The sequence below is a fragment of the Escherichia sp. 94.0001 genome, from assembly GCF_013369155.2.
GTDB classification, from domain to species: Bacteria; Pseudomonadota; Gammaproteobacteria; order Enterobacterales; family Enterobacteriaceae; genus Escherichia; species Escherichia coli_F.
The window spans coordinates 134,655-154,360 of record NZ_JABWMS020000005.1; the positions used below are offsets into that span (position 1 = coordinate 134,655).

At 51.9% G+C, this 19,706-nt stretch carries 23 protein-coding genes; 16 read left to right on the top strand and 7 right to left on the bottom strand.

The window, feature by feature from the left end:
* Positions 1–19: 19 nt before the first annotated feature.
* Complete coding sequence (gene pabA / locus HEN33_RS04590) at positions 20–583, top strand: aminodeoxychorismate synthase component 2 (RefSeq protein WP_176263297.1); 564 nt, start codon at positions 20–22, stop codon at positions 581–583.
* An 85-nt stretch (positions 584–668) separates the two neighbouring features.
* A complete protein-coding gene (gene argD / locus HEN33_RS04595) occupies positions 669–1,892 on the top strand; it encodes a bifunctional acetylornithine/succinyldiaminopimelate transaminase (RefSeq protein ID WP_176263296.1) in 1,224 nt (407 codons plus the stop codon).
* A 60-nt stretch (positions 1,893–1,952) separates the two neighbouring features.
* Here argD and HEN33_RS04600 read toward each other — a convergent pair whose 3' ends face one another.
* Both HEN33_RS04600 and crp read right to left on the bottom strand, forming a co-directional pair.
* On the bottom strand, positions 1,953–4,043 hold the full coding sequence (locus HEN33_RS04600) for a YccS/YhfK family putative transporter (protein WP_024256541.1): 2,091 nt from the start codon (positions 4,041–4,043) through the stop codon (positions 1,953–1,955).
* A gap of 50 nt (positions 4,044–4,093) precedes the next feature.
* On the bottom strand, positions 4,094–4,726 hold the full coding sequence (crp, locus tag HEN33_RS04605; RefSeq protein ID WP_000242755.1) for a cAMP-activated global transcriptional regulator CRP: 633 nt from the start codon (positions 4,724–4,726) through the stop codon (positions 4,094–4,096).
* A 301-nt stretch (positions 4,727–5,027) separates the two neighbouring features.
* Here crp and HEN33_RS04610 point away from each other — a divergent pair, with 301 nt between their 5' ends.
* The gene (locus HEN33_RS04610) at positions 5,028–5,432 is read left to right on the top strand and encodes an OsmC family protein (RefSeq protein ID WP_001148911.1); all 405 of its coding nucleotides are present in this window, start codon (positions 5,028–5,030) and stop codon (positions 5,430–5,432) included.
* A gap of 54 nt (positions 5,433–5,486) precedes the next feature.
* Here the strand turns inward: HEN33_RS04610 and HEN33_RS04615 are convergent, their stop codons facing one another.
* Genes HEN33_RS04615 through HEN33_RS04630 form a run of 4 tightly spaced genes read right to left on the bottom strand, consistent with a single transcriptional unit; the run spans position 5,487 to position 9,557 of the window.
* Complete coding sequence (locus HEN33_RS04615; RefSeq protein WP_001274672.1) at positions 5,487–6,356, bottom strand: phosphoribulokinase; 870 nt, start codon at positions 6,354–6,356, stop codon at positions 5,487–5,489.
* A gap of 53 nt (positions 6,357–6,409) precedes the next feature.
* Complete coding sequence (locus HEN33_RS04620; RefSeq protein WP_000907089.1) at positions 6,410–6,628, bottom strand: YheU family protein; 219 nt, start codon at positions 6,626–6,628, stop codon at positions 6,410–6,412.
* Positions 6,622–7,644, bottom strand: a complete 1,023-nt coding sequence (locus HEN33_RS04625) for a hydrolase (RefSeq protein WP_000057367.1) — start codon at positions 7,642–7,644, stop codon at positions 6,622–6,624. The genes HEN33_RS04620 and HEN33_RS04625 overlap by 7 nt, the downstream gene beginning before the upstream one ends.
* A complete protein-coding gene (locus HEN33_RS04630; protein ID WP_000634783.1) occupies positions 7,644–9,557 on the bottom strand; it encodes an ABC transporter ATP-binding protein in 1,914 nt (637 codons plus the stop codon). Before HEN33_RS04630 ends, HEN33_RS04625 begins: the two co-directional genes overlap by 1 nt.
* Before the next feature lie 130 nt (positions 9,558–9,687).
* Here HEN33_RS04630 and kefG point away from each other — a divergent pair, with 130 nt between their 5' ends.
* The 4 genes from kefG to slyD all read left to right on the top strand — a co-directional run bounded on the left by kefG (position 9,688) and on the right by slyD (position 12,939).
* Complete coding sequence (gene kefG, locus HEN33_RS04635; protein ID WP_123057648.1) at positions 9,688–10,239, top strand: glutathione-regulated potassium-efflux system ancillary protein KefG; 552 nt, start codon at positions 9,688–9,690, stop codon at positions 10,237–10,239.
* A complete protein-coding gene (gene kefB / locus HEN33_RS04640) occupies positions 10,239–12,044 on the top strand; it encodes a glutathione-regulated potassium-efflux system protein KefB (protein WP_000399122.1) in 1,806 nt (601 codons plus the stop codon). The genes kefG and kefB overlap by 1 nt, the downstream gene beginning before the upstream one ends.
* A 9-nt stretch (positions 12,045–12,053) precedes the next feature.
* Positions 12,054–12,254, top strand: a complete 201-nt coding sequence (locus HEN33_RS04645; protein WP_001007730.1) for a YheV family putative zinc ribbon protein — start codon at positions 12,054–12,056, stop codon at positions 12,252–12,254.
* 94 nt (positions 12,255–12,348) lie between these two features.
* Positions 12,349–12,939: a peptidylprolyl isomerase gene (slyD, locus tag HEN33_RS04650; RefSeq protein ID WP_000861334.1), complete on the top strand. Its 591-nt coding sequence runs from the start codon at positions 12,349–12,351 to the stop codon at positions 12,937–12,939.
* Positions 12,940–12,987: 48 nt separating this feature from the next.
* Here the strand turns inward: slyD and HEN33_RS04655 are convergent, their stop codons facing one another.
* Positions 12,988–13,206 carry a protein SlyX gene (locus HEN33_RS04655; RefSeq protein WP_001153615.1) on the bottom strand — a complete coding sequence of 73 codons (219 nt, stop codon included), beginning with the start codon at positions 13,204–13,206 and terminating at the stop codon, positions 12,988–12,990.
* A 220-nt stretch (positions 13,207–13,426) separates the two neighbouring features.
* On the opposite strand from HEN33_RS04655, the gene fkpA reads away from it, so the two are divergent.
* The 9 genes from fkpA to HEN33_RS04700 all read left to right on the top strand — a co-directional run.
* Positions 13,427–14,239 carry an FKBP-type peptidyl-prolyl cis-trans isomerase gene (gene fkpA / locus HEN33_RS04660; protein ID WP_000838261.1) on the top strand — a complete coding sequence of 271 codons (813 nt, stop codon included), beginning with the start codon at positions 13,427–13,429 and terminating at the stop codon, positions 14,237–14,239.
* Positions 14,240–14,405: 166 nt separating this feature from the next.
* Positions 14,406–15,128, top strand: coding sequence for a helix-turn-helix transcriptional regulator (locus tag HEN33_RS04665; protein WP_000091466.1), 723 nt, complete (start codon positions 14,406–14,408; stop codon positions 15,126–15,128).
* Positions 15,128–15,514, top strand: coding sequence for a sulfurtransferase complex subunit TusD (gene tusD / locus HEN33_RS04670; RefSeq protein ID WP_176263295.1), 387 nt, complete (start codon positions 15,128–15,130; stop codon positions 15,512–15,514). The genes HEN33_RS04665 and tusD overlap by 1 nt, the downstream gene beginning before the upstream one ends.
* The gene (gene tusC / locus HEN33_RS04675; RefSeq protein ID WP_000820714.1) at positions 15,514–15,873 is read left to right on the top strand and encodes a sulfurtransferase complex subunit TusC; all 360 of its coding nucleotides are present in this window, start codon (positions 15,514–15,516) and stop codon (positions 15,871–15,873) included. The genes tusD and tusC overlap by 1 nt, the downstream gene beginning before the upstream one ends.
* Positions 15,874–15,880: 7 nt before the next feature.
* Positions 15,881–16,168, top strand: a complete 288-nt coding sequence (gene tusB, locus HEN33_RS04680; RefSeq protein ID WP_000903377.1) for a sulfurtransferase complex subunit TusB — start codon at positions 15,881–15,883, stop codon at positions 16,166–16,168.
* A 125-nt stretch (positions 16,169–16,293) separates the two neighbouring features.
* Positions 16,294–16,668 carry a 30S ribosomal protein S12 gene (gene rpsL / locus HEN33_RS04685; protein ID WP_000246815.1) on the top strand — a complete coding sequence of 125 codons (375 nt, stop codon included), beginning with the start codon at positions 16,294–16,296 and terminating at the stop codon, positions 16,666–16,668.
* 96 nt (positions 16,669–16,764) lie between these two features.
* Entirely contained in the window at positions 16,765–17,235 is a 471-nt protein-coding gene (gene rpsG, locus HEN33_RS04690; protein WP_001138043.1) for a 30S ribosomal protein S7, read from the top strand.
* Between the two features lie 96 nt (positions 17,236–17,331).
* Entirely contained in the window at positions 17,332–19,446 is a 2,115-nt protein-coding gene (fusA, locus tag HEN33_RS04695) for an elongation factor G (protein ID WP_000124703.1), read from the top strand.
* A 70-nt stretch (positions 19,447–19,516) separates the two neighbouring features.
* The coding region (locus HEN33_RS04700) for a GTP-binding protein (RefSeq protein ID WP_021498352.1) at positions 19,517–19,706 on the top strand (190 nt) is incomplete at its 3' end.

The following is a 19,706-nucleotide window of genomic DNA, read 5'->3' on the forward strand; positions in this document are numbered from 1 at the left end:
CTTTCGTACCGGAGCCGCCATGATCCTGCTTATTGATAACTACGATTCTTTCACCTGGAACCTCTACCAGTATTTTTGTGAACTGGGGGCCGACGTGTTGGTTAAGCGCAACGATGCGTTAACGTTGGCGGATATCGACACACTCAAACCGCAGAAAATTGTTATCTCACCTGGACCCTGTACGCCGGACGACGCAGGGATCTCCCTTGACGTTATTCGCCACTACGCCGGGAGTTTGCCGATTCTTGGCGTCTGCCTCGGTCATCAGGCAATGGCGCAGGCTTTTGGTGGCAAAGTTGTGCGCGCCGCAAAGGTGATGCACGGCAAAACCTCGCCGATCACACATTACGGTGAGGGCGTATTTAAGGGGCTGGCAAATCCACTCACCGTGACACGCTACCATTCGCTGGTGGTGGAGCCTGACTCATTACCGGAGTGCTTTGAAGTGACGGCCTGGAGCGAAACCCGCGAGATTATGGGGATTCGCCATCGCCAGTGGGATCTGGAAGGTGTGCAGTTCCATCCAGAAAGTATTCTCAGCGAACAAGGACATCAACTGCTGGCTAATTTCCTGGAACGCTGATTTCTGATTGCCATTTAGTGATTTTTTATGCATATTTTGTGATTATAATTTCACGTTGAGTTATGCGTAACAGGGTGATCATGAGATGGCAATTGAACAAACAGCAATTACACGCGCGACTTTCGATGAAGTGATCCTGCCGATTTATGCTCCGGCAGAGTTTATTCCGGTAAAAGGTCTGGGCAGCAGAATCTGGGATCAGCAAGGCAAGGAGTATGTCGATTTCGCGGGTGGCATTGCAGTTACGGCGTTGGGCCATTGCCATCCTGCGCTGGTGAACGCGTTAAAAACCCAGGGCGAAACTCTGTGGCATATCAGTAACGTTTTTACCAATGAACCGGCGCTGCGTCTTGGTCGTAAACTGATTGAGGCAACGTTTGCCGAACGCGTGGTGTTTATGAACTCCGGCACGGAAGCTAACGAAACTGCCTTTAAACTGGCACGCCATTACGCCTGTGTGCGTCATAGCCCGTTCAAAACCAAAATTATTGCCTTCCATAACGCTTTTCATGGTCGTTCGCTGTTTACCGTCTCGGTGGGCGGGCAGCCAAAATATTCCGACGGCTTTGGGCCAAAACCGGCAGACATCATCCACGTTCCCTTTAATGATCTCCACGCAGTGAAAGCGGTGATGGATGATCATACCTGTGCGGTGGTGGTTGAGCCGATTCAGGGCGAGGGCGGCGTGACGGCTGCGACGCCAGAGTTTTTGCAGGGCTTGCGCGAACTCTGTGATGAGCATCAGGCATTATTGGTGTTTGATGAAGTGCAGTGCGGGATGGGGCGGACCGGCGATCTGTTTGCTTACATGCATTACGGCGTGACGCCGGATATTCTGACCTCCGCCAAAGCGTTAGGCGGCGGCTTCCCGATTAGCGCCATGCTGACTACGGCGGAGATTGCTTCTGCGTTTCATCCTGGTTCTCACGGTTCCACCTACGGCGGCAATCCACTGGCCTGTGCAGTAGCTGGCGCGGCGTTTGATATCATCAATACCCCTGAAGTGCTGGAAGGCATTCAGGCGAAACGCCAGCGTTTTGTTGACCATTTGCAGAAGATCGATCAACAGTACGATGTGTTTAGCGATATTCGCGGTATGGGGCTGTTGATTGGCGCGGAGCTGAAACCACAGTACAAAGGTCGGGCGCGTGATTTCCTGTATGCGGGTGCAGAGGAAGGCGTAATGGTGCTGAATGCCGGGCCTGATGTGATGCGTTTTGCGCCGTCGCTGGTGGTGGAAGATACGGATATCGATGAAGGGATGCATCGTTTCGCCCACGCGGTGGCGAAGGTGATTGGGGGTAAATAAGACGCATCAGGCAAAAGATGTCGGATGCGGCGTGAACGCTGTATCCGAAGGTAGCCTGTATTACGCCTTCGAATCCCGCAACTTGCGACTCAGCCAAATCCCATGATGTGGTCGCTGACGCCATGCCATCGACGAAATGGTGTGCATGGTGTTCAGATGACCAATAACCCGCTGTAAATGCTGCTCCAGCGTACCTGCCGCGCCTTCGTGCGGCTGCATCTCCGGCGCATCCATGATATTGGCATCGCCAGAACTCCCCGGTTCGTCATATTCCAGTCGCTGCTGACAACGCTGAATGGCGATTTCACAAGACTGCAAATATTCTTGCGCCAGTTCAGGTGGCAATGCCCGGTGTTCCCGTGCCAGCGTGGTCATGGCATTGATATGCTCAACAATAAACTGACTGTGCGTTACCCACAGTTTCATATCTGCCAGATAATGGCTGTTGAATGCCGGTTCCTGCATCGCCTGATTCAATGAGTTATACAGAGTGTTATGCGCCTGATTCACCCGCATTCGCTGCCAGGCCAGTGGCGTTGGTTGCGGATCTTCACTCAGAATCAAACGAATCGCTTCCTGATAGGCTTCTAAAGCGTCATGGGCGTTTTTACGCAATAACCCGCTCTGCCACTGCGGCCACAGCCAGACTGTTCCGCCGAAAGCAATCAAACAACCAATAATGGTGTCGATAAGACGCGGAAGGATGTACTGCTCACCGTTCAGCCACAACAGTTGCAGGGTATATACTGCGGTAATGGTAAAACCGACCGTCGCCCAGCCGTAGTTTTTGCGCAATATCAGGTAGCTGGCGAGGGTGGTAATCAGCATCAAGGTCAGGGTGTAACCTTCGGGAATTTTAAAGTGCAGCGCCACGCCCGCAATGATTAACCCGACCACGGTTCCCACGGAGCGATTCACAATCCTCAGACGGGTTGCGCCATAGCCATTTTGCGTCACCAGCAATACTGTCATCAGGATCCAGTACGACTTCGGCAGATGCAGCGCGGTGCCCATCAGGCTGGCAACGCTTAACATCACACTGAGTCGTCCAGCATTGCGTAGCGCTGGAGATTTCAGTGACAGATAACTTTTTAGCGCCGGCAGTAACGGCATTCGCCGCTGTTTATCGGCCAGTAAATCACGGGCATAGAGCGGTTTTTGGGTGCGTAGTACACGAGCGATGCGGCTGAAGTGCCAATAGCAGAATTGCCCAACAGGATTATCCGGATGCTGGCGGGCGATTTTTTCCAGTGCGCCAATTTGTTTTTCCATCGTAAAGCGCGTCGGCAGGCGATGGTAAAGAATGTCATCAGCCAGCACACGCAGGCGAGTGGCGACAGTTTGCGCATTCCAGCGGATAACTTCTTCTGCATGGCTACGCTCGACCAGCTTTTGCACCTCTTCCGGCTGATGCAAACTGACCGAAATATGTTCCTGCAAATCCAGCGCCTCCTGGAAAATACGCAGCATCCGCTTGTAATCGGTATTATTTTGCGCGGAAAGCATATGCATTTGCTGATAGCACTGGGTAATTAAATCGACCGCTTTTTGCTGGCGCACCAGCAGCGGCGGCAGCGCTTTTTCAGGGTCGGTGTGCTGGGTAAGCAGGCTGTATTTAGCTTCGCAATAATCTGCCAGTTCACGGTACAGCAGACTTAGTGACTCGCGCAGCGGTTGTTCGCGCCAGATCCAGAACCAAAACCAGTTAAACAATCCGTACCAGAGAGTGCCCAACGCATAGATGAGCAACGGTTCCCAGACTGGCATGTATCCCGCCAGACTGAGGGTAAAAATGGCGGCGAGCAGCGATGCGGGAAGCAATTTTGCGTGCAATGGCCCCAGCTCAGCAGTGACGCCAAGTACCAGCGTTAGTCCAGTCAGCAAAAAGGGCAAGGGAACATCTTTTGCCAGTAACAGCTGTGTCAGCAAGCTACAGGTGGCAAACAGCGACGCACCAATGATTAAGCGTTTGAAAAAACGTTTATGAGGCGTATCAAGGCCCGCAATATTGCAACAAGCAGGAACGAGGGAGAAGAGCAGACCGAATCGTAATTCGCCAAGCATTAACCCAACGGCCACGGGCAAACATAGCACTAGCGTTTGTCGTAGTGCATAGTTGATATCGGGGTGATAAATCAGTCTGCGCCACATCGGGGGAAACAAAATGGCGCGCTACTCAGTAACGCGCCACTCCGACGGGATTAACGAGTGCCGTAAACGACGATGGTTTTACCGTGTGCGGAGATCAGGTTCTGATCTTCCAGCATCTTCAGAATGCGTCCCACGGTTTCACGAGAACAGCCGACAATCTGACCGATTTCCTGACGGGTAATTTTGATTTGCATACCGTCCGGGTGAGTCATGGCATCCGGTTGTTTTGCCAGGTTCAGCAGAGTCTGTGCAATGCGGCCCGTCACGTCGAGGAACGCCAGGTTGCCCACTTTCTCTGAAGTGACTTGCAGACGACGCGCCATCTGTGCAGACAGACGCATCAGAATGTCCGGGTTTACCTGAATCAATTGGCGAAATTTTTTGTACGAAATTTCAGCCACTTCACAGGCGGTTTTCGCACGTACCCATGCGCTACGTTCCTGGCCCTCTTCAAACAGGCCCAGTTCGCCAATAAAATCACCCTGATTCAGATAGGAGAGGATCATTTCTTTACCCTCTTCGTCTTTGATCAGCACTGCCACAGAGCCTTTAACGATGTAGTACAGCGTTTCCGCTTTTTCACCCTGGTGAATAAGCGTGCTCTTGGATGGGTACTTATGAATGTGGCAATGAGACAAGAACCATTCGAGAGTCGGGTCTGTTTGCGGTTTGCCAAGCACCATGCGCGGTTATCCTCTGTTATAAGCTTTCTCCAGAGCCAGATAACGCCGCTGTCTCTGGATTGCCGAAATATGCTTCCCGCTACCTGGGAAGGGGCTATCAACTGTACTGCACGGTAATGTGACGTCCTTTGCATACATGCAGTACATCAATGTATTACTGTAGCATCCTGACTGTTTTAGCATAGCTTTCGCTTTGTGTCTCCTGGTGTCTCGCTTCAGCATGACCCAGGTCGCCTTCCGTTGCGCGATTTGGTTAGTACGCGTACTCTGTCAGGAAAATTGACGCAGTGGAGTAGCAAAAATGCAAGCGCGAGTGAAGTGGGTCGAAGGGTTAACTTTTCTGGGCGAATCCGCCTCTGGTCACCAGATTTTAATGGACGGCAACTCAGGCGATAAAGCGCCAAGTCCGATGGAAATGGTGTTGATGGCGGCGGGGGGCTGTAGCGCCATCGATGTGGTTTCTATCCTGCAAAAGGGGCGTCAGGATGTGGTCGATTGTGAAGTAAAATTGACCTCTGAACGCCGCGAAGAGGCACCACGCCTGTTTACGCACATTAATCTGCATTTTATCGTCACCGGTCGCGACCTGAAAGACGCAGCGGTTTCGCGTGCGGTAGATCTCTCTGCCGAGAAATATTGTTCAGTGGCGTTGATGCTGGAAAAAGCGGTGAATATTACTCACTCGTATGAAGTGGTTGCCGCGTGATTTGATGTCAGGAGTACGATGCCGGATAATTGTTTATCCGGCATATTAGCAGAGTTACTCGATTTTCTTTCCTTCCATCAATCGTTGCACCAGTGGCAGCATAATTAACTCCATTGCCAGACCCATTTTACCGCCCGGCACCACTAATGTATTGATGTGGGAAATGAATGAGCCCTGCAACATCGCCAGCAGCCAGGGGAAATCGATCCCTTCCAGATTACGAAAATGGATCACCACAAAGCTTTCATCCAGTGATGGAATGCCCTTTGCCGCGAACGGGTTTGAGGTGTCGACAGTGGGAACGCGCTGGAAGTTAAGATGGGTGCGGGAAAACTGCGGCGTGATGTAGTTGATATAGTCTTCCATTGAACGCACTACTGAGTCCATCACCGCTTCTCGTGAGTGCCCGCGCTCGCTGGTGTCGCGGATCAGTTTTTGAATCCACTCCAGGTTAACGATAGGCACCACGCCAACCAGTAAATCCACATGTTGCGCAACGTTATGATGTGGTGTGACCACGCCGCCGTGTAGCCCTTCATAAAACAGTACATCAGTGGGTTCCGGTAAAGGTTGCCATGGGGTGAATGTCCCCGGCACCTGATTCCACGGTACGGCTTCGTCGTACGTATGCAGATATTTGCGTGATTTTCCTTTGCCGCTCTGACCGTATTCAATGAAGGTTTGTTCCAGCAGGCCGAAGTCGTTCGCTTCGGGGCCAAAGTAGCTGATATGCCGCCCGGCATCACGCGCCTTGCGGATCGCCATGTCCATTTCCGGGCGCGTGTAACGGTGAAAACTGTCGCCTTCCACCTCAGCTGCATGCAGATTTAACTGCGCGAATATTTTACGAAACGCGAGACTGGTGGTGGTGGTCCCCGCGCCGCTGGATCCTGTTACCGCAATGACCGGATGTTTGGCAGACATAGTAACTCCATGACTTAGCTATCATTATTATCTCGTCCGCCGACGGCTGCAGGTTATTCGCGAAACTGACTGCGCGGCATGATATTGACCGTTTCGTGCAGCTCCGACCATACCAGCACCGCTTCTCCGCACTGTAGCTGGCGTTTGACGTCGGCGACTTTCTGTTCAAGTGTACGCTCATGTTCACCATAATCGGTGCCTTCGCGTAACACAAAACTTTCAATTAAATTTTCCAGCGTTTCGGGGGAGAGTTCTTGCCACGGAATCAACATGATTTCGCCTCCAGATACGTTGTTAACCAGTCAGGAATGCGTGACTCCAGCCACATTTGCGGATGAAATAATGTACCGCCAAGAAAGCCAACATGACCACCATGTTCAGTCAGTTGATACTCCACCTGCGGGGGGAGATTTTCCGGTTTCGGGATCACCTGATGATCCATAAACGGATCGTCTTTGGCGTGAATAATCAGTGTCGGTTTGGCGATCTGGTTCAGCATCGGCATGGCGCTACACTGACGATAATAGTCGATAGCGTCAGCGTAGCCGTGAATTCTGGCGGTGATCAGATCGTCAAATTCACGGATGCGACGTACCGATTTTAACTGTGCGAGATTAATCGGCAGCGTACCGGGATAGGCTGCCAGTTTGCGCGCAGCATTGGCTTTTAACAGGTTCAGCAAGTAACGCTGATAAACGCGGGAAAAGCCTTTTTCCATATGATAACTACAGGCTTCCAGCATAAATGGCGCGGAGACAATTACCGCTGCATCAATCGGGAGGTTATTACCTTCTTTTGCCAGCAAACAGGCGAGCATATTACCGCCGAGCGAATAGCCGACGGCAGCCGTTGGCGCATGTCCAAATTCGCGCTGCAGCCAGCGTAAAAACCAGCTGGCGTCTTCGGTTTCGCCCGAATGGTAAATGCGGTGCATACGGTTTGGTTCACCGCTGCATCCGCGAAAATGCATCACCACGCCCAGCCAGCCGCGTTTTTGCGCCGCCTCGACCAGACCGTGGGCGTAAGGGCTATTGAGGCTGCCCTCCAGCCCGTGAAACACCACTAAACGCGGTTTCTGTTTCGCCTGGGCAGGGTCTTCACTCCATGCGAGATCGACAAAATCGCCGTCGGGCAACTCCAGTCGCTGCCAGTGCGGGGTGAATTTCACCTTGCGACGAAACAGACGCGGCAGCATGGTTTGCAGATGACAATTGCTAAAGCCGCGCATAGGGGTGAATTCAGCACTGCTGCTGAATTCATTGGCATCGGTCGTCGTTATCTGCGCCATCAGTTGCTTTGGCCTTCCAGCAGCATCTGCTCAAGCTGCTCCTGGGCTTCCAGCCACGCCATTTCGCACTCTTCCAGGCCGGATTTGGCGCTGGCTTGCTGTTGCAGGCAGGCGGTCAACTCCGCTTTACGGCTTTGATCGTACAGTTCGCTGTCGCCGAGTTTCTCTTCCGCCTGCGCCAGTTGCGCGTTCAGCTTCTCCATCTCTTTTTCCAGACGGGCGATTTCTTTACGCAGTGGCTGGGTTTGCGCACGCAGCTCCGCTTCCCGACGCTTCTGGTCTTTACGTGCCTGGGCGCTGTTCGCGTTCTCTTTTGGCGCGTCGTCGGTCTGGTTTTCCTGCTTTTGAACGTCGCTCAACCACTGTTGATAATCTTCCAGATCGCCGTCGAACGGTTCGACTTTACGATCGTGAACCAGATAGAGATCGTCAGTGGTGGAACGCAACAAATGGCGGTCGTGCGAAACGACAACCAATGCGCCTTCAAACTCGATTAACGCTTCAGTCAGTGCCTGGCGCATGTCGAGGTCAAGGTGGTTAGTCGGTTCGTCGAGCAGCAGTAGATTCGGACGCTGCCAGACGATTAATGCCAGCACCAGGCGGGCTTTTTCCCCACCGGAGAAACGGCGCGTTTCTTCCGTCACTTTATCGCCCTGGAAACCAAAGCCGCCGAGGTAATCACGCAGTTTTTGTTCTAGTTCCTGCGGTGCTAAACGTGCCAGATGTTGAATAGGCGATTCGTCGGCGCGCAGGTATTCAAGTTGATGCTGGGCGAAGTAACCGAGTTTGATCCCTTTCGCCAGGCCAATTTCACCGCTGACAGGCGCAAGTTCTCCGGCTAACAGTTTGATTAATGTCGATTTACCCGCGCCATTGCGTCCTAACAGACCAATGCGCGAACCTGGCACCAGATTCAGTTTAATCGAGTCGAGAATAATGCGATCGCCATAACCTGCGCTGACCTTTTCCATTTTCAACAACGGATTAGGCAGGCTTTCCGGCGCGCGGAAGCTAAAACGGAACGGGTTGTCGACGTGCGCTGGGGCAATCAGCTCCATACGCTCGAGCATCTTAATACGGCTCTGGGCCTGCTTCGCTTTGGTGGCTTTGGCACGGAAACGGTCGATATAACTTTGCAGATGTGCCACGCGCTCTTGCTGGCTTTCATACATCGCCTGTTGCTGCGCCAGACGGGTGGCGCGCTGTACTTCAAACGAGCTGTAGTTGCCGGTGTACTCGAACATGTTTTGTTGTTCGATATGAATAATTTTATCAACGATCGGATCGAGGAAGTCTCGGTCGTGGGAGATCAGGATCAGCGTGCCCTGATAGCTCTTCAGCCATTTTTCCAGCCAGATAACAGCATCGAGATCGAGGTGGTTAGTTGGTTCGTCGAGCAGCAGCAAGTCTGAACGGCAAATCAGCGCCTGGGCGAGGTTGAGACGCATACGCCAGCCACCGGAGAAATCACTTACCGGGCGCTCCAGTTGTTCATTGCTGAAACCGAGGCCGTGCAGTAGGCTGGCGGCGCGGGAGCGAATACTCCATGCGTCAATAGCATCCAGCTTGCCATGAATGGTCGCAATGGCGTGCCCGTCGTTACGTTCGTTGGCGTCGTGTAGCTGCGCTTCCAGTTGACGATATTCACGGTCGCCGTCAATGACATATTCCAGCGCCGCTTGCGGTAGCGCTGGTGTTTCCTGATTCACCCACGCCAGTTGCCAGCTTCCTGGAAAGGTGTAGCTGCCGCCGTCGGCGCTGATTTCATTTTTCAGCAATGCCAGCAGGGTAGATTTACCACAGCCGTTTTTACCCACCAGGCCGACTTTCTGCCCGGGGTTGATGGTGGCGGTGGCATTATCCAGCAGGACGCGCACGCCGCGACGAATTTGTAACGAGGAGAAAACAATCATAAGGCGCCGTATGTTCAGACTATGTTAACTTATCATTATGATAATGTAATGTATGGGCGAGCTGCCGCACCGGGCGCAATGGTAGCCCAAAACAGCGACTATACACAAAAACCATACCGGGAGGGGGATGATGTCTCAGCCAGCGAAAGTTTTGCTGCTGTATGCCCATCCGGAATCTCAGGACTCGGTGGCAAACCGGGTACTGCTTAAACCGGCCACGCAGCTCAGCAATGTTACCGTGCACGACCTTTATGCGCACTATCCCGATTTTTTTATTGATATCCCCCGTGAGCAGGCATTACTGCGCGAGCACGAGGTGATTGTCTTTCAGCACCCTCTTTATACCTATAGCTGCCCGGCGCTACTGAAAGAGTGGCTGGACCGGGTATTAAGCCGTGGTTTTGCCAGCGGGCCGGGAGGAAACCAACTGGCGGGAAAGTACTGGCGTAGCGTGATTACCACCGGCGAGCCGGAAAGTGCTTACCGTTATGACGCATTGAATCGCTACCCGATGAGCGATGTTCTGCGCCCCTTTGAGCTGGCGGCGGGCATGTGCCGGATGCATTGGCTAAGTCCCATCATTATTTACTGGGCGAGACGGCAAAGTGCACAGGAGCTGGCGGGTCACGCCAGAGCCTACGGTGACTGGCTGGCAAATCCGCTGTCTCCAGGAGGCTGCTGATGGAAGGTTCCGATTTTTTACTCGCAGGAGTGCTGTTTCTCTTCGCGGCGGTGGCTGCGGTGCCGTTGGCATCGCGGCTGGGTATTGGCGCGGTGTTGGGATATTTGCTGGCAGGGATTGCAATTGGCCCGTGGGGGCTGGGGTTTATTAGCGACGTCGATGAGATCCTCCACTTTTCGGAACTCGGCGTGGTATTCCTGATGTTTATCATCGGCCTTGAGTTGAATCCTTCCAAGCTTTGGCAATTGCGACGCTCGATTTTTGGCGTAGGCGCGGCGCAGGTGCTGTTAAGCGCGGCGTTGCTGGCGGGATTATTGATGCTGACGGATTTCGCCTGGCAGGCGGCGGTGGTCGGTGGCATTGGCCTTGCGATGTCTTCCACTGCAATGGCGTTGCAACTGATGCGTGAGAAAGGGATGAATCGCAGCGAATCTGGACAGCTAGGTTTTTCGGTTTTGCTGTTTCAGGATCTGGCGGTGATCCCCGCGCTGGCGTTAGTACCGCTGCTGGCGGGTTCGGCAGACGAACATTTCGACTGGATGAAGATCGGCATGAAGGTGCTGGCGTTTGTCGGCATGCTGATTGGGGGGCGCTATTTACTGCGTCCGGTATTCCGTTTTATTGCTGCTTCTGGTGTGCGGGAAGTGTTCACCGCCGCGACACTGCTGCTGGTGTTGGGTTCCGCATTGTTTATGGATGCGCTGGGGTTGTCGATGGCGCTCGGTACGTTTATTGCGGGCGTGCTGCTGGCGGAAAGTGAATATCGCCATGAGCTGGAAACGGCTATCGATCCGTTCAAAGGCTTGCTGCTCGGACTGTTTTTTATCTCTGTCGGCATGTCGCTCAACCTCGGAGTGCTTTATACCCATCTGTTGTGGGTAGTGATAAGCGTGGTTGTGCTGGTGGCGGTGAAAATTCTCGTGCTGTATTTGCTGGCGCGGCTGTATGGCGTGCGTAGCTCAGAGCGGATGCAGTTTGCTGGCGTGTTGAGTCAGGGCGGCGAGTTTGCCTTTGTCCTCTTTTCTACCGCTTCTTCGCAACGCTTATTCCAGGGCGACCAGATGGCGCTGTTGCTGGTGACGGTCACGCTTTCCATGATGACCACACCGCTGCTGATGAAGTTGGTGGATAAATGGCTGTCCCGTCAGTTTAACGGACCGGAAGAAGAAGACGAAAAACCGTGGGTCAACGATGATAAACCGCAGGTGATTGTCGTGGGCTTCGGACGTTTTGGGCAGGTGATTGGTCGTTTGCTGATGGCAAATAAAATGCGCATTACTGTGCTGGAGCGGGATATCAGTGCTGTTAACCTGATGCGCAAATATGGCTACAAAGTTTATTACGGCGACGCCACGCAGGTAGATCTTTTACGTTCTGCGGGTGCAGAGGCCGCAGAGTCAATCGTCATTACCTGTAACGAACCGGAAGACACCATGAAGCTGGTGGAGATTTGCCAGCAACACTTCCCGCATTTGCATATTCTTGCGCGAGCGCGCGGACGTGTGGAAGCGCATGAGTTATTACAGGCAGGGGTGACGCAGTTTTCTCGTGAGACATTCTCCAGTGCGTTAGAGCTGGGGCGCAAAACGCTGGTCACGCTTGGCATGCATCCGCATCAGGCACAGCGGGCACAATTGCATTTTCGTCGCCTGGATATGCGAATGTTGCGGGAGCTCATACCGATGCATGCCGATACCGTACAAATTTCTCGCGCCAGGGAAGCCCGACGCGAACTGGAAGAGATTTTCCAACGTGAAATGCAACAAGAACGACGCCAGCTGGATGGCTGGGATGAATTTGAGTAGAGGATAACGATGGCAATCCGAAAACGTTTTATTGCGGGAGCAAAATGCCCGGCCTGTCAGGCGCAGGATTCAATGGCGATGTGGCGCGAAAATAATATTGATATTGTTGAATGTGTTAAGTGTGGACACCAGATGCGAGAAGCAGACAAAGAAGCTCGCGATCACGTTCGCAAAGATGAGCAAGTGATCGGGATTTTTCATCCGGACTAGCGATATGCGCCGAGATTTTTTAAGCTAGTGAGTACACGGCTGCAGAATTCCGCTACAATCTGCGCCACTATTCTTCCCATGCTCAGGAGATATCATGAAAGTAGCAAAAGACCTGGTGGTCAGCCTGGCCTATCAGGTACGTACAGAAGACGGTGTGTTGGTTGATGAGTCTCCGGTGAGTGCGCCGCTGGACTACCTGCATGGTCACGGTTCCCTGATCTCTGGCCTGGAAACGGCGCTGGAAGGTCACGAAGTTGGCGACAAATTTGATGTCGCTGTTGGCGCGAACGACGCTTACGGTCAGTACGACGAAAACCTGGTGCAACGCGTTCCTAAAGACGTATTTATGGGCGTTGATGAACTGCAGGTTGGTATGCGTTTCCTGGCTGAAACCGACCAGGGTCCGGTACCGGTTGAAATCACTGCGGTTGAAGACGATCACGTCGTGGTTGATGGTAACCACATGCTGGCCGGTCAGAACCTGAAATTCAACGTTGAAGTTGTGGCGATTCGCGAAGCGACTGAAGAAGAGCTGGCTCATGGCCACGTTCACGGTGCGCACGATCATCACCACGATCACGACCACGACGGTTGCTGCGGTGGTCATGGCCACGATCACGGTCATGAACACGGTGGCGAAGGCTGCTGCGGCGGTAAAGGTAACGGCGGTTGCGGTTGCCACTAATACCGAAAAAGTGACAAAAAAGCGGGGAATCCCCGCTTTTTTTACGCCTCAATAATGTGGCGGTGGCGTTTCTTCAGCCTGCGACGCGATGTTCGACGGCTGGCTGGCTTTTAGCTTCTCGGTCAGCAGACGCAGATGATCGCGCAGTTTCGCCATCTCCATTTCATGAGCGGTCACCGTGACGTTCAGTTCTTCAATGGTGATTTCCTGAAAAGCCAGTCGGCTCTCCAGCTCTGCCAGGCGTGCTTCCAATGATAAATCCTGCATGATTCACCTCTTTTGTCGAATGGTCGCCGCGGATTCTACTTAACTTTGCTGCCCGAGACAGCACTCATTTCGCGGTCATCGAAACTAATTTAAACAAAAAGAGTCTGAAAATAGATGATAATAGGGCGTGTCTGTATGTAGATTTGTTCGACAACGCTTTATAGTACCCTTCTGATAATAGTTAACCCTGGGGTGAGATGCCCCGATCCTGGAGATATGGATGAAATCACTGTTTAAAGTAACGCTGCTGGCGACCACAATGGCCGTTGCCCTGCATGCACCGATCACTTTTGCTGCTGAAGCTGCAAAACCTGCTACAACTGCTGACAGCAAAGCAGCGTTCAAAAATGACGATCAGAAATCAGCTTATGCACTGGGTGCTTCGCTGGGTCGTTACATGGAAAACTCTCTTAAAGAACAAGAAAAACTGGGCATCAAACTGGATAAAGATCAGCTGATCGCGGGTGTTCAGGATGCATTTGCTGATAAGAGCAAACTCTCCGACCAAGAGATCGAACAGACACTGCAAGCATTCGAAGCTCGCGTGAAGTCTTCTGCTCAGGCGAAGATGGAAAAAGACGCGGCAGATAACGAAGCGAAAGGTAAAGAGTACCGCGAGAAATTTGCCAAAGAGAAAGGTGTGAAAACCTCTTCAACTGGTCTGGTTTATCAGGTAGTAGAAGCCGGTAAAGGCGAAGCACCGAAAGACAGCGATACTGTTGTCGTGAACTACAAGGGTACGCTGATCGACGGTAAAGAGTTCGACAACTCTTACACCCGTGGTGAACCGCTCTCTTTCCGTCTGGACGGTGTTATTCCGGGTTGGACAGAAGGTCTGAAGAACATCAAGAAAGGCGGTAAGATCAAACTGGTTATTCCACCAGAACTGGCTTACGGCAAAGCGGGTGTTCCGGGGATCCCACCGAATTCTACCCTTGTGTTTGACGTAGAGCTGCTGGATGTGAAACCAGCGCCGAAGGCTGATGCAAAGCCGGAAGCTGATGCGAAAGCCGCAGATTCTGCTAAAAAATAAGCATTAAGAACCGCCGCCTGACCAGGCGGCGGTTTTTTTATTACAGGCCGGATATAATTAGTGCTGGAAAGCGGAACCTCCGCTGTATTAATTTAGTTACCCGCATCATTAATGAGCCTGCCCTGAAAAGTTAACGACAGGCTCCTGAAAAGGAGTGTTTTTTTTCATGTCCAGGTCGCTTTTAACCAACGAAACCAGTGAGTTGGATTTACTGGATCAACGTCCTTTCGACCAGACCGATTTTGATATTCTGAAATCCTACGAAGCGGTGGTGGACGGGTTAGCGATGCTTATTGGCTCCCACTGTGAAATCGTTTTGCACTCTTTGCAGGATCTAAAATGTTCAGCCATTCGCATTGCTAACGGTGAACATACAGGCCGGAAGATTGGTTCGCCAATTACCGACCTGGCGCTACGTATGCTGCACGATATGACGGGAGCGGATAGCAGCGTTTCTAAATGCTACTTTACTCGCGCCAAAAGCGGCGTATTAATGAAGTCCCTGACTATCGCGATTCGTAACCGCGAACAGCGTGTAATTGGTCTGCTGTGCATCAATATGAATCTTGATGTTCCCTTCTCGCAGATTATGAGCACTTTTGTGCCGCCAGAAACCCCGGATGTCGGTTCAAGCGTCAACTTTGCCTCTTCTGTTGAAGATCTGGTTACCCAAACGCTGGAGTTCACCATCGAAGAAGTGAATGCCGATCGCAATGTTTCTAATAACGCCAAAAATCGTCAGATCGTGCTAAATCTCTACGAGAAAGGGATCTTCGATATTAAAGATGCGATCAACCAGGTTGCTGACCGCCTGAACATCTCCAAACACACTGTCTATCTCTACATCCGCCAGTTCAAGAGCGGTGATTTCCAGGGGCAAGATAAGTAATGCGTTTTGCCATCGTGGTGACCGGACCAGCATACGGTACGCAACAGGCGAGTAGTGCTTTTCAGTTTGCGCAGGCGCTGATAGCAGAAGGCCATGAACTAAGCAGCGTCTTTTTCTATCGGGAAGGGGTCTATAACGCTAACCAATTGACCTCACCGGCAAGCGACGAATTTGACCTTGTGCGCGGCTGGCAACAACTGAATGCGCAACATGGTGTGGCGCTGAATATCTGCGTAGCGGCAGCGTTACGCCGCGGTATCGTCGATGAAACTGAAGCAGGAAGGCTGCGATTGGCCTCGTCAAACCTTCAGCCGGGATTTACCTTAAGTGGACTTGGCGCGCTGGCGGAAGCCTCGCTGACCTGTGACAGGATGGTACAGTTCTGATGAAACGAATTGCGTTTGTTTTTTCTACTGCGCCTCATGGTACCGCTGCAGGCCGGGAAGGTTTAGATGCTTTACTGGCAACTTCCGCATTAACTGACGATCTGGCTGTCTTCTTTATTGCTGATGGCGTTTTTCAGCTGTTGCCAGGACAAAAGCCCGATGCAGTGCTGGCGCGTGATTACATTGCCACTTTTAAATTGTTGGGTCTGTACGACATTGAACAGTGCTGGGTTTGTGCGGCTTCACTGCGCGAACGCGGGTTAGATCCGCAGACCCCCTTTGTTGTCGAAGCCACGCCGCTCGAAGCAGATGCCTTACGCCGCGAACTCGCCAACTACGATGTTATTTTGAGGTTTTGAGGCGTTTATGCTGCACACATTACATCGTTCACCCTGGCTGACGGATTTTGCTGCGCTGTTGCGTCTACTCAGTGAAGGCGACGAACTGCTATTATTGCAAGATGGTGTAACTGCCGCAGTTGACGGTAACCGCTACCTTGAAAGTCTGCGTAATGCCCCCATTAAGGTCTATGCCCTGAACGAAGACCTTATTGCCCGCGGTTTGACTGGTCAAATTTCGAACGATATCATTCCCATTGACTATACTGATTTCGTCAGACTTACGGTTAAGCACTCCAGCCAGATGGCCTGGTGATGGCGGGATCGTTGTATATTTCTTGACACCTTTTCGGCATCGCCCTAAAATTCGGCGTCCTCATATTGTGTGAGGACGTTTTATTACGTGTTTACGAAGCAAAAGCTAAAACCAGGAGCTATTTAATGGCAACAGTTAACCAGCTGGTACGCAAACCACGTGCTCGCAAAGTTGCGAAAAGCAACGTGCCTGCGCTGGAAGCATGCCCGCAAAAACGTGGCGTATGTACTCGTGTATATACTACCACTCCTAAAAAACCGAACTCCGCGCTGCGTAAAGTATGCCGTGTTCGTCTGACTAACGGTTTCGAAGTGACTTCCTACATCGGTGGTGAAGGTCACAACCTGCAGGAGCACTCCGTGATCCTGATCCGTGGCGGTCGTGTTAAAGACCTCCCGGGTGTTCGTTACCACACCGTACGTGGTGCGCTTGACTGCTCCGGCGTTAAAGACCGTAAGCAGGCTCGTTCCAAGTATGGCGTGAAGCGTCCTAAGGCTTAATGGTTCTCCGTTAAGTAAGGCCAAACGTTTTAACTTAAATGTCAAACTAAACTCGTAGAGTTTTGGACAATCCTGAATTAACAACGGAGTATTTCCATGCCACGTCGTCGCGTCATTGGTCAGCGTAAAATTCTGCCGGATCCGAAGTTCGGATCAGAACTGCTGGCTAAATTTGTAAATATCCTGATGGTAGATGGTAAAAAATCTACTGCTGAATCTATCGTATACAGCGCGCTGGAGACCCTGGCTCAGCGCTCTGGTAAATCTGAACTGGAAGCATTCGAAGTAGCTCTCGAAAACGTGCGCCCGACTGTAGAAGTTAAGTCTCGCCGCGTTGGTGGTTCTACTTATCAGGTACCAGTTGAAGTCCGTCCGGTTCGTCGTAATGCTCTGGCAATGCGTTGGATCGTTGAAGCTGCTCGTAAACGCGGTGATAAATCCATGGCTCTGCGCCTGGCGAACGAACTTTCTGATGCTGCAGAAAACAAAGGTACTGCAGTTAAGAAACGTGAAGACGTTCACCGTATGGCCGAAGCCAACAAGGCGTTCGCACACTACCGTTGGTAATCCCTTCGGAGTTTTAGTCACCAGGCGGGCGCTTCCAGTAAGCAGCCCGCTTTGGGCTACTTAAATTGAACGCCTAAAAGATAAACGAGGAAACAAATGGCTCGTACAACACCCATCGCACGCTACCGTAACATCGGTATCAGTGCGCACATCGACGCCGGTAAAACCACTACTACCGAACGTATTCTGTTCTACACCGGTGTAAACCATAAAATCGGTGAAGTTCATGACGGCGCTGCAACCATGGACTGGATGGAGCAGGAGCAGGAACGTGGTATTACCATCACTTCCGCTGCGACTACTGCATTCTGGTCTGGTATGGCTAAGCAGTATGAGCCGCATCGCATCAACATCATCGACACCCCGGGGCACGTTGACTTCACAATCGAAGTAGAACGTTCCATGCGTGTTCTCGATGGTGCGGTAATGGTTTACTGCGCAGTTGGTGGTGTTCAGCCGCAGTCTGAAACCGTATGGCGTCAGGCAAACAAATATAAAGTTCCGCGCATTGCGTTCGTTAACAAAATGGACCGCATGGGTGCGAACTTCCTGAAAGTTGTTAACCAGATCAAAACCCGTCTGGGCGCGAACCCGGTTCCGCTGCAGCTGGCGATTGGTGCTGAAGAACATTTCACCGGTGTTGTTGACCTGGTGAAAATGAAAGCTATCAACTGGAACGATGCTGACCAGGGCGTAACCTTCGAATACGAAGATATCCCGGCAGACATGGTTGAACTGGCTAACGAATGGCACCAGAACCTGATCGAATCCGCAGCTGAAGCTTCTGAAGAGCTGATGGAAAAATACCTGGGTGGTGAAGAACTGACTGAAGAAGAGATTAAAGGTGCTCTGCGTCAGCGCGTTCTGAACAACGAAATCATCCTGGTAACCTGTGGTTCTGCGTTCAAGAACAAAGGTGTTCAGGCGATGCTGGATGCGGTAATTGATTACCTGCCATCCCCGGTTGACGTACCTGCGATCAACGGTATCCTGGACGACGGTAAAGATACTCCGGCTGAACGTCACGCAAGTGATGACGAGCCGTTCTCTGCTCTGGCGTTCAAAATCGCTACCGACCCGTTTGTTGGTAACCTGACCTTCTTCCGTGTTTACTCCGGTGTGGTTAACTCTGGTGATACCGTACTGAACTCCGTGAAAGCTGCACGTGAGCGTTTCGGTCGTATCGTTCAGATGCACGCTAACAAACGTGAAGAGATCAAAGAAGTTCGCGCGGGCGACATCGCTGCTGCTATCGGTCTGAAAGACGTAACCACGGGTGACACCCTGTGTGACCCGGATGCGCCGATCATTCTGGAACGTATGGAATTCCCTGAGCCGGTAATCTCCATCGCAGTTGAACCGAAAACCAAAGCTGACCAGGAAAAAATGGGTCTGGCTCTGGGCCGTCTGGCTAAAGAAGACCCGTCTTTCCGTGTATGGACTGACGAAGAATCTAACCAGACCATCATCGCGGGTATGGGCGAACTGCACCTCGACATCATCGTTGACCGTATGAAGCGTGAATTCAACGTTGAAGCGAACGTAGGTAAACCGCAGGTTGCTTACCGTGAAACTATCCGCCAGAAAGTTACCGATGTTGAAGGTAAACACGCGAAACAGTCTGGTGGTCGTGGTCAGTATGGTCATGTTGTTATCGACATGTACCCGCTGGAGCCGGGTTCAAACCCGAAAGGCTACGAGTTCATCAACGACATTAAAGGTGGTGTAATCCCTGGCGAATACATCCCGGCCGTTGATAAAGGTATCCAGGAACAGCTGAAAGCAGGTCCGCTGGCAGGCTACCCGGTAGTAGACATGGGTATTCGTCTGCACTTCGGTTCTTACCATGACGTTGACTCCTCTGAACTGGCGTTTAAACTGGCTGCTTCTATCGCCTTTAAAGAAGGCTTTAAGAAAGCGAAACCAGTTCTGCTTGAGCCGATCATGAAGGTTGAAGTAGAAACTCCGGAAGAGAACACCGGTGACGTTATCGGTGACTTGAGCCGTCGTCGTGGTATGCTCAAAGGTCAGGAATCTGAAGTTACTGGCGTTAAGATCCACGCTGAAGTACCGCTGTCTGAAATGTTCGGATATGCAACTCAGCTGCGTTCTCTGACCAAAGGTCGTGCATCATACACCATGGAATTCCTGAAGTATGATGAAGCGCCGAGTAACGTTGCTCAGGCCGTAATTGAAGCCCGTGGTAAATAAGCCTAAGGGTTAATACCAAAGTCCCGTGCTCTCTCCTGAAGGGGAGAGCACTATAGTAAGGAATATAGCCGTGTCTAAAGAAAAATTTGAACGTACAAAACCGCACGTTAACGTTGGTACTATCGGCCACGTTGACCACGGTAAAACTACTCTGACCGCTGCAATCACCACCGTACTGGCTAAAACCTACGGCGGTGCTGCTCGTGCATTCGACCAGATCGATAACGCGCCGGAAGAAAAAGCTCGTGGTATCACCATCA

What these genes read in the sequence shown, in the direction of transcription:
- pabA (WP_176263297.1), top strand. Translation starts at nt 20, where the DNA reads ATGATCCTGCTTATTGATAACTACGATTCTTTCACCTGGAACCTCTAC.
- argD (WP_176263296.1), top strand. Translation starts at nt 669, where the DNA reads ATGGCAATTGAACAAACAGCAATTACACGCGCGACTTTCGATGAAGTG.
- HEN33_RS04600 (WP_024256541.1), bottom strand. Translation starts at nt 4,043, where the DNA reads ATGTGGCGCAGACTGATTTATCACCCCGATATCAACTATGCACTACGA.
- crp (WP_000242755.1), bottom strand. Translation starts at nt 4,726, where the DNA reads ATGGTGCTTGGCAAACCGCAAACAGACCCGACTCTCGAATGGTTCTTG.
- HEN33_RS04610 (WP_001148911.1), top strand. Translation starts at nt 5,028, where the DNA reads ATGCAAGCGCGAGTGAAGTGGGTCGAAGGGTTAACTTTTCTGGGCGAA.
- HEN33_RS04615 (WP_001274672.1), bottom strand. Translation starts at nt 6,356, where the DNA reads ATGTCTGCCAAACATCCGGTCATTGCGGTAACAGGATCCAGCGGCGCG.
- HEN33_RS04620 (WP_000907089.1), bottom strand. Translation starts at nt 6,628, where the DNA reads ATGTTGATTCCGTGGCAAGAACTCTCCCCCGAAACGCTGGAAAATTTA.
- HEN33_RS04625 (WP_000057367.1), bottom strand. Translation starts at nt 7,644, where the DNA reads ATGGCGCAGATAACGACGACCGATGCCAATGAATTCAGCAGCAGTGCT.
- HEN33_RS04630 (WP_000634783.1), bottom strand. Translation starts at nt 9,557, where the DNA reads ATGATTGTTTTCTCCTCGTTACAAATTCGTCGCGGCGTGCGCGTCCTG.
- kefG (WP_123057648.1), top strand. Translation starts at nt 9,688, where the DNA reads ATGTCTCAGCCAGCGAAAGTTTTGCTGCTGTATGCCCATCCGGAATCT.
- kefB (WP_000399122.1), top strand. Translation starts at nt 10,239, where the DNA reads ATGGAAGGTTCCGATTTTTTACTCGCAGGAGTGCTGTTTCTCTTCGCG.
- HEN33_RS04645 (WP_001007730.1), top strand. Translation starts at nt 12,054, where the DNA reads ATGGCAATCCGAAAACGTTTTATTGCGGGAGCAAAATGCCCGGCCTGT.
- slyD (WP_000861334.1), top strand. Translation starts at nt 12,349, where the DNA reads ATGAAAGTAGCAAAAGACCTGGTGGTCAGCCTGGCCTATCAGGTACGT.
- HEN33_RS04655 (WP_001153615.1), bottom strand. Translation starts at nt 13,206, where the DNA reads ATGCAGGATTTATCATTGGAAGCACGCCTGGCAGAGCTGGAGAGCCGA.
- fkpA (WP_000838261.1), top strand. Translation starts at nt 13,427, where the DNA reads ATGAAATCACTGTTTAAAGTAACGCTGCTGGCGACCACAATGGCCGTT.
- HEN33_RS04665 (WP_000091466.1), top strand. Translation starts at nt 14,406, where the DNA reads ATGTCCAGGTCGCTTTTAACCAACGAAACCAGTGAGTTGGATTTACTG.
- tusD (WP_176263295.1), top strand. Translation starts at nt 15,128, where the DNA reads ATGCGTTTTGCCATCGTGGTGACCGGACCAGCATACGGTACGCAACAG.
- tusC (WP_000820714.1), top strand. Translation starts at nt 15,514, where the DNA reads ATGAAACGAATTGCGTTTGTTTTTTCTACTGCGCCTCATGGTACCGCT.
- tusB (WP_000903377.1), top strand. Translation starts at nt 15,881, where the DNA reads ATGCTGCACACATTACATCGTTCACCCTGGCTGACGGATTTTGCTGCG.
- rpsL (WP_000246815.1), top strand. Translation starts at nt 16,294, where the DNA reads ATGGCAACAGTTAACCAGCTGGTACGCAAACCACGTGCTCGCAAAGTT.
- rpsG (WP_001138043.1), top strand. Translation starts at nt 16,765, where the DNA reads ATGCCACGTCGTCGCGTCATTGGTCAGCGTAAAATTCTGCCGGATCCG.
- fusA (WP_000124703.1), top strand. Translation starts at nt 17,332, where the DNA reads ATGGCTCGTACAACACCCATCGCACGCTACCGTAACATCGGTATCAGT.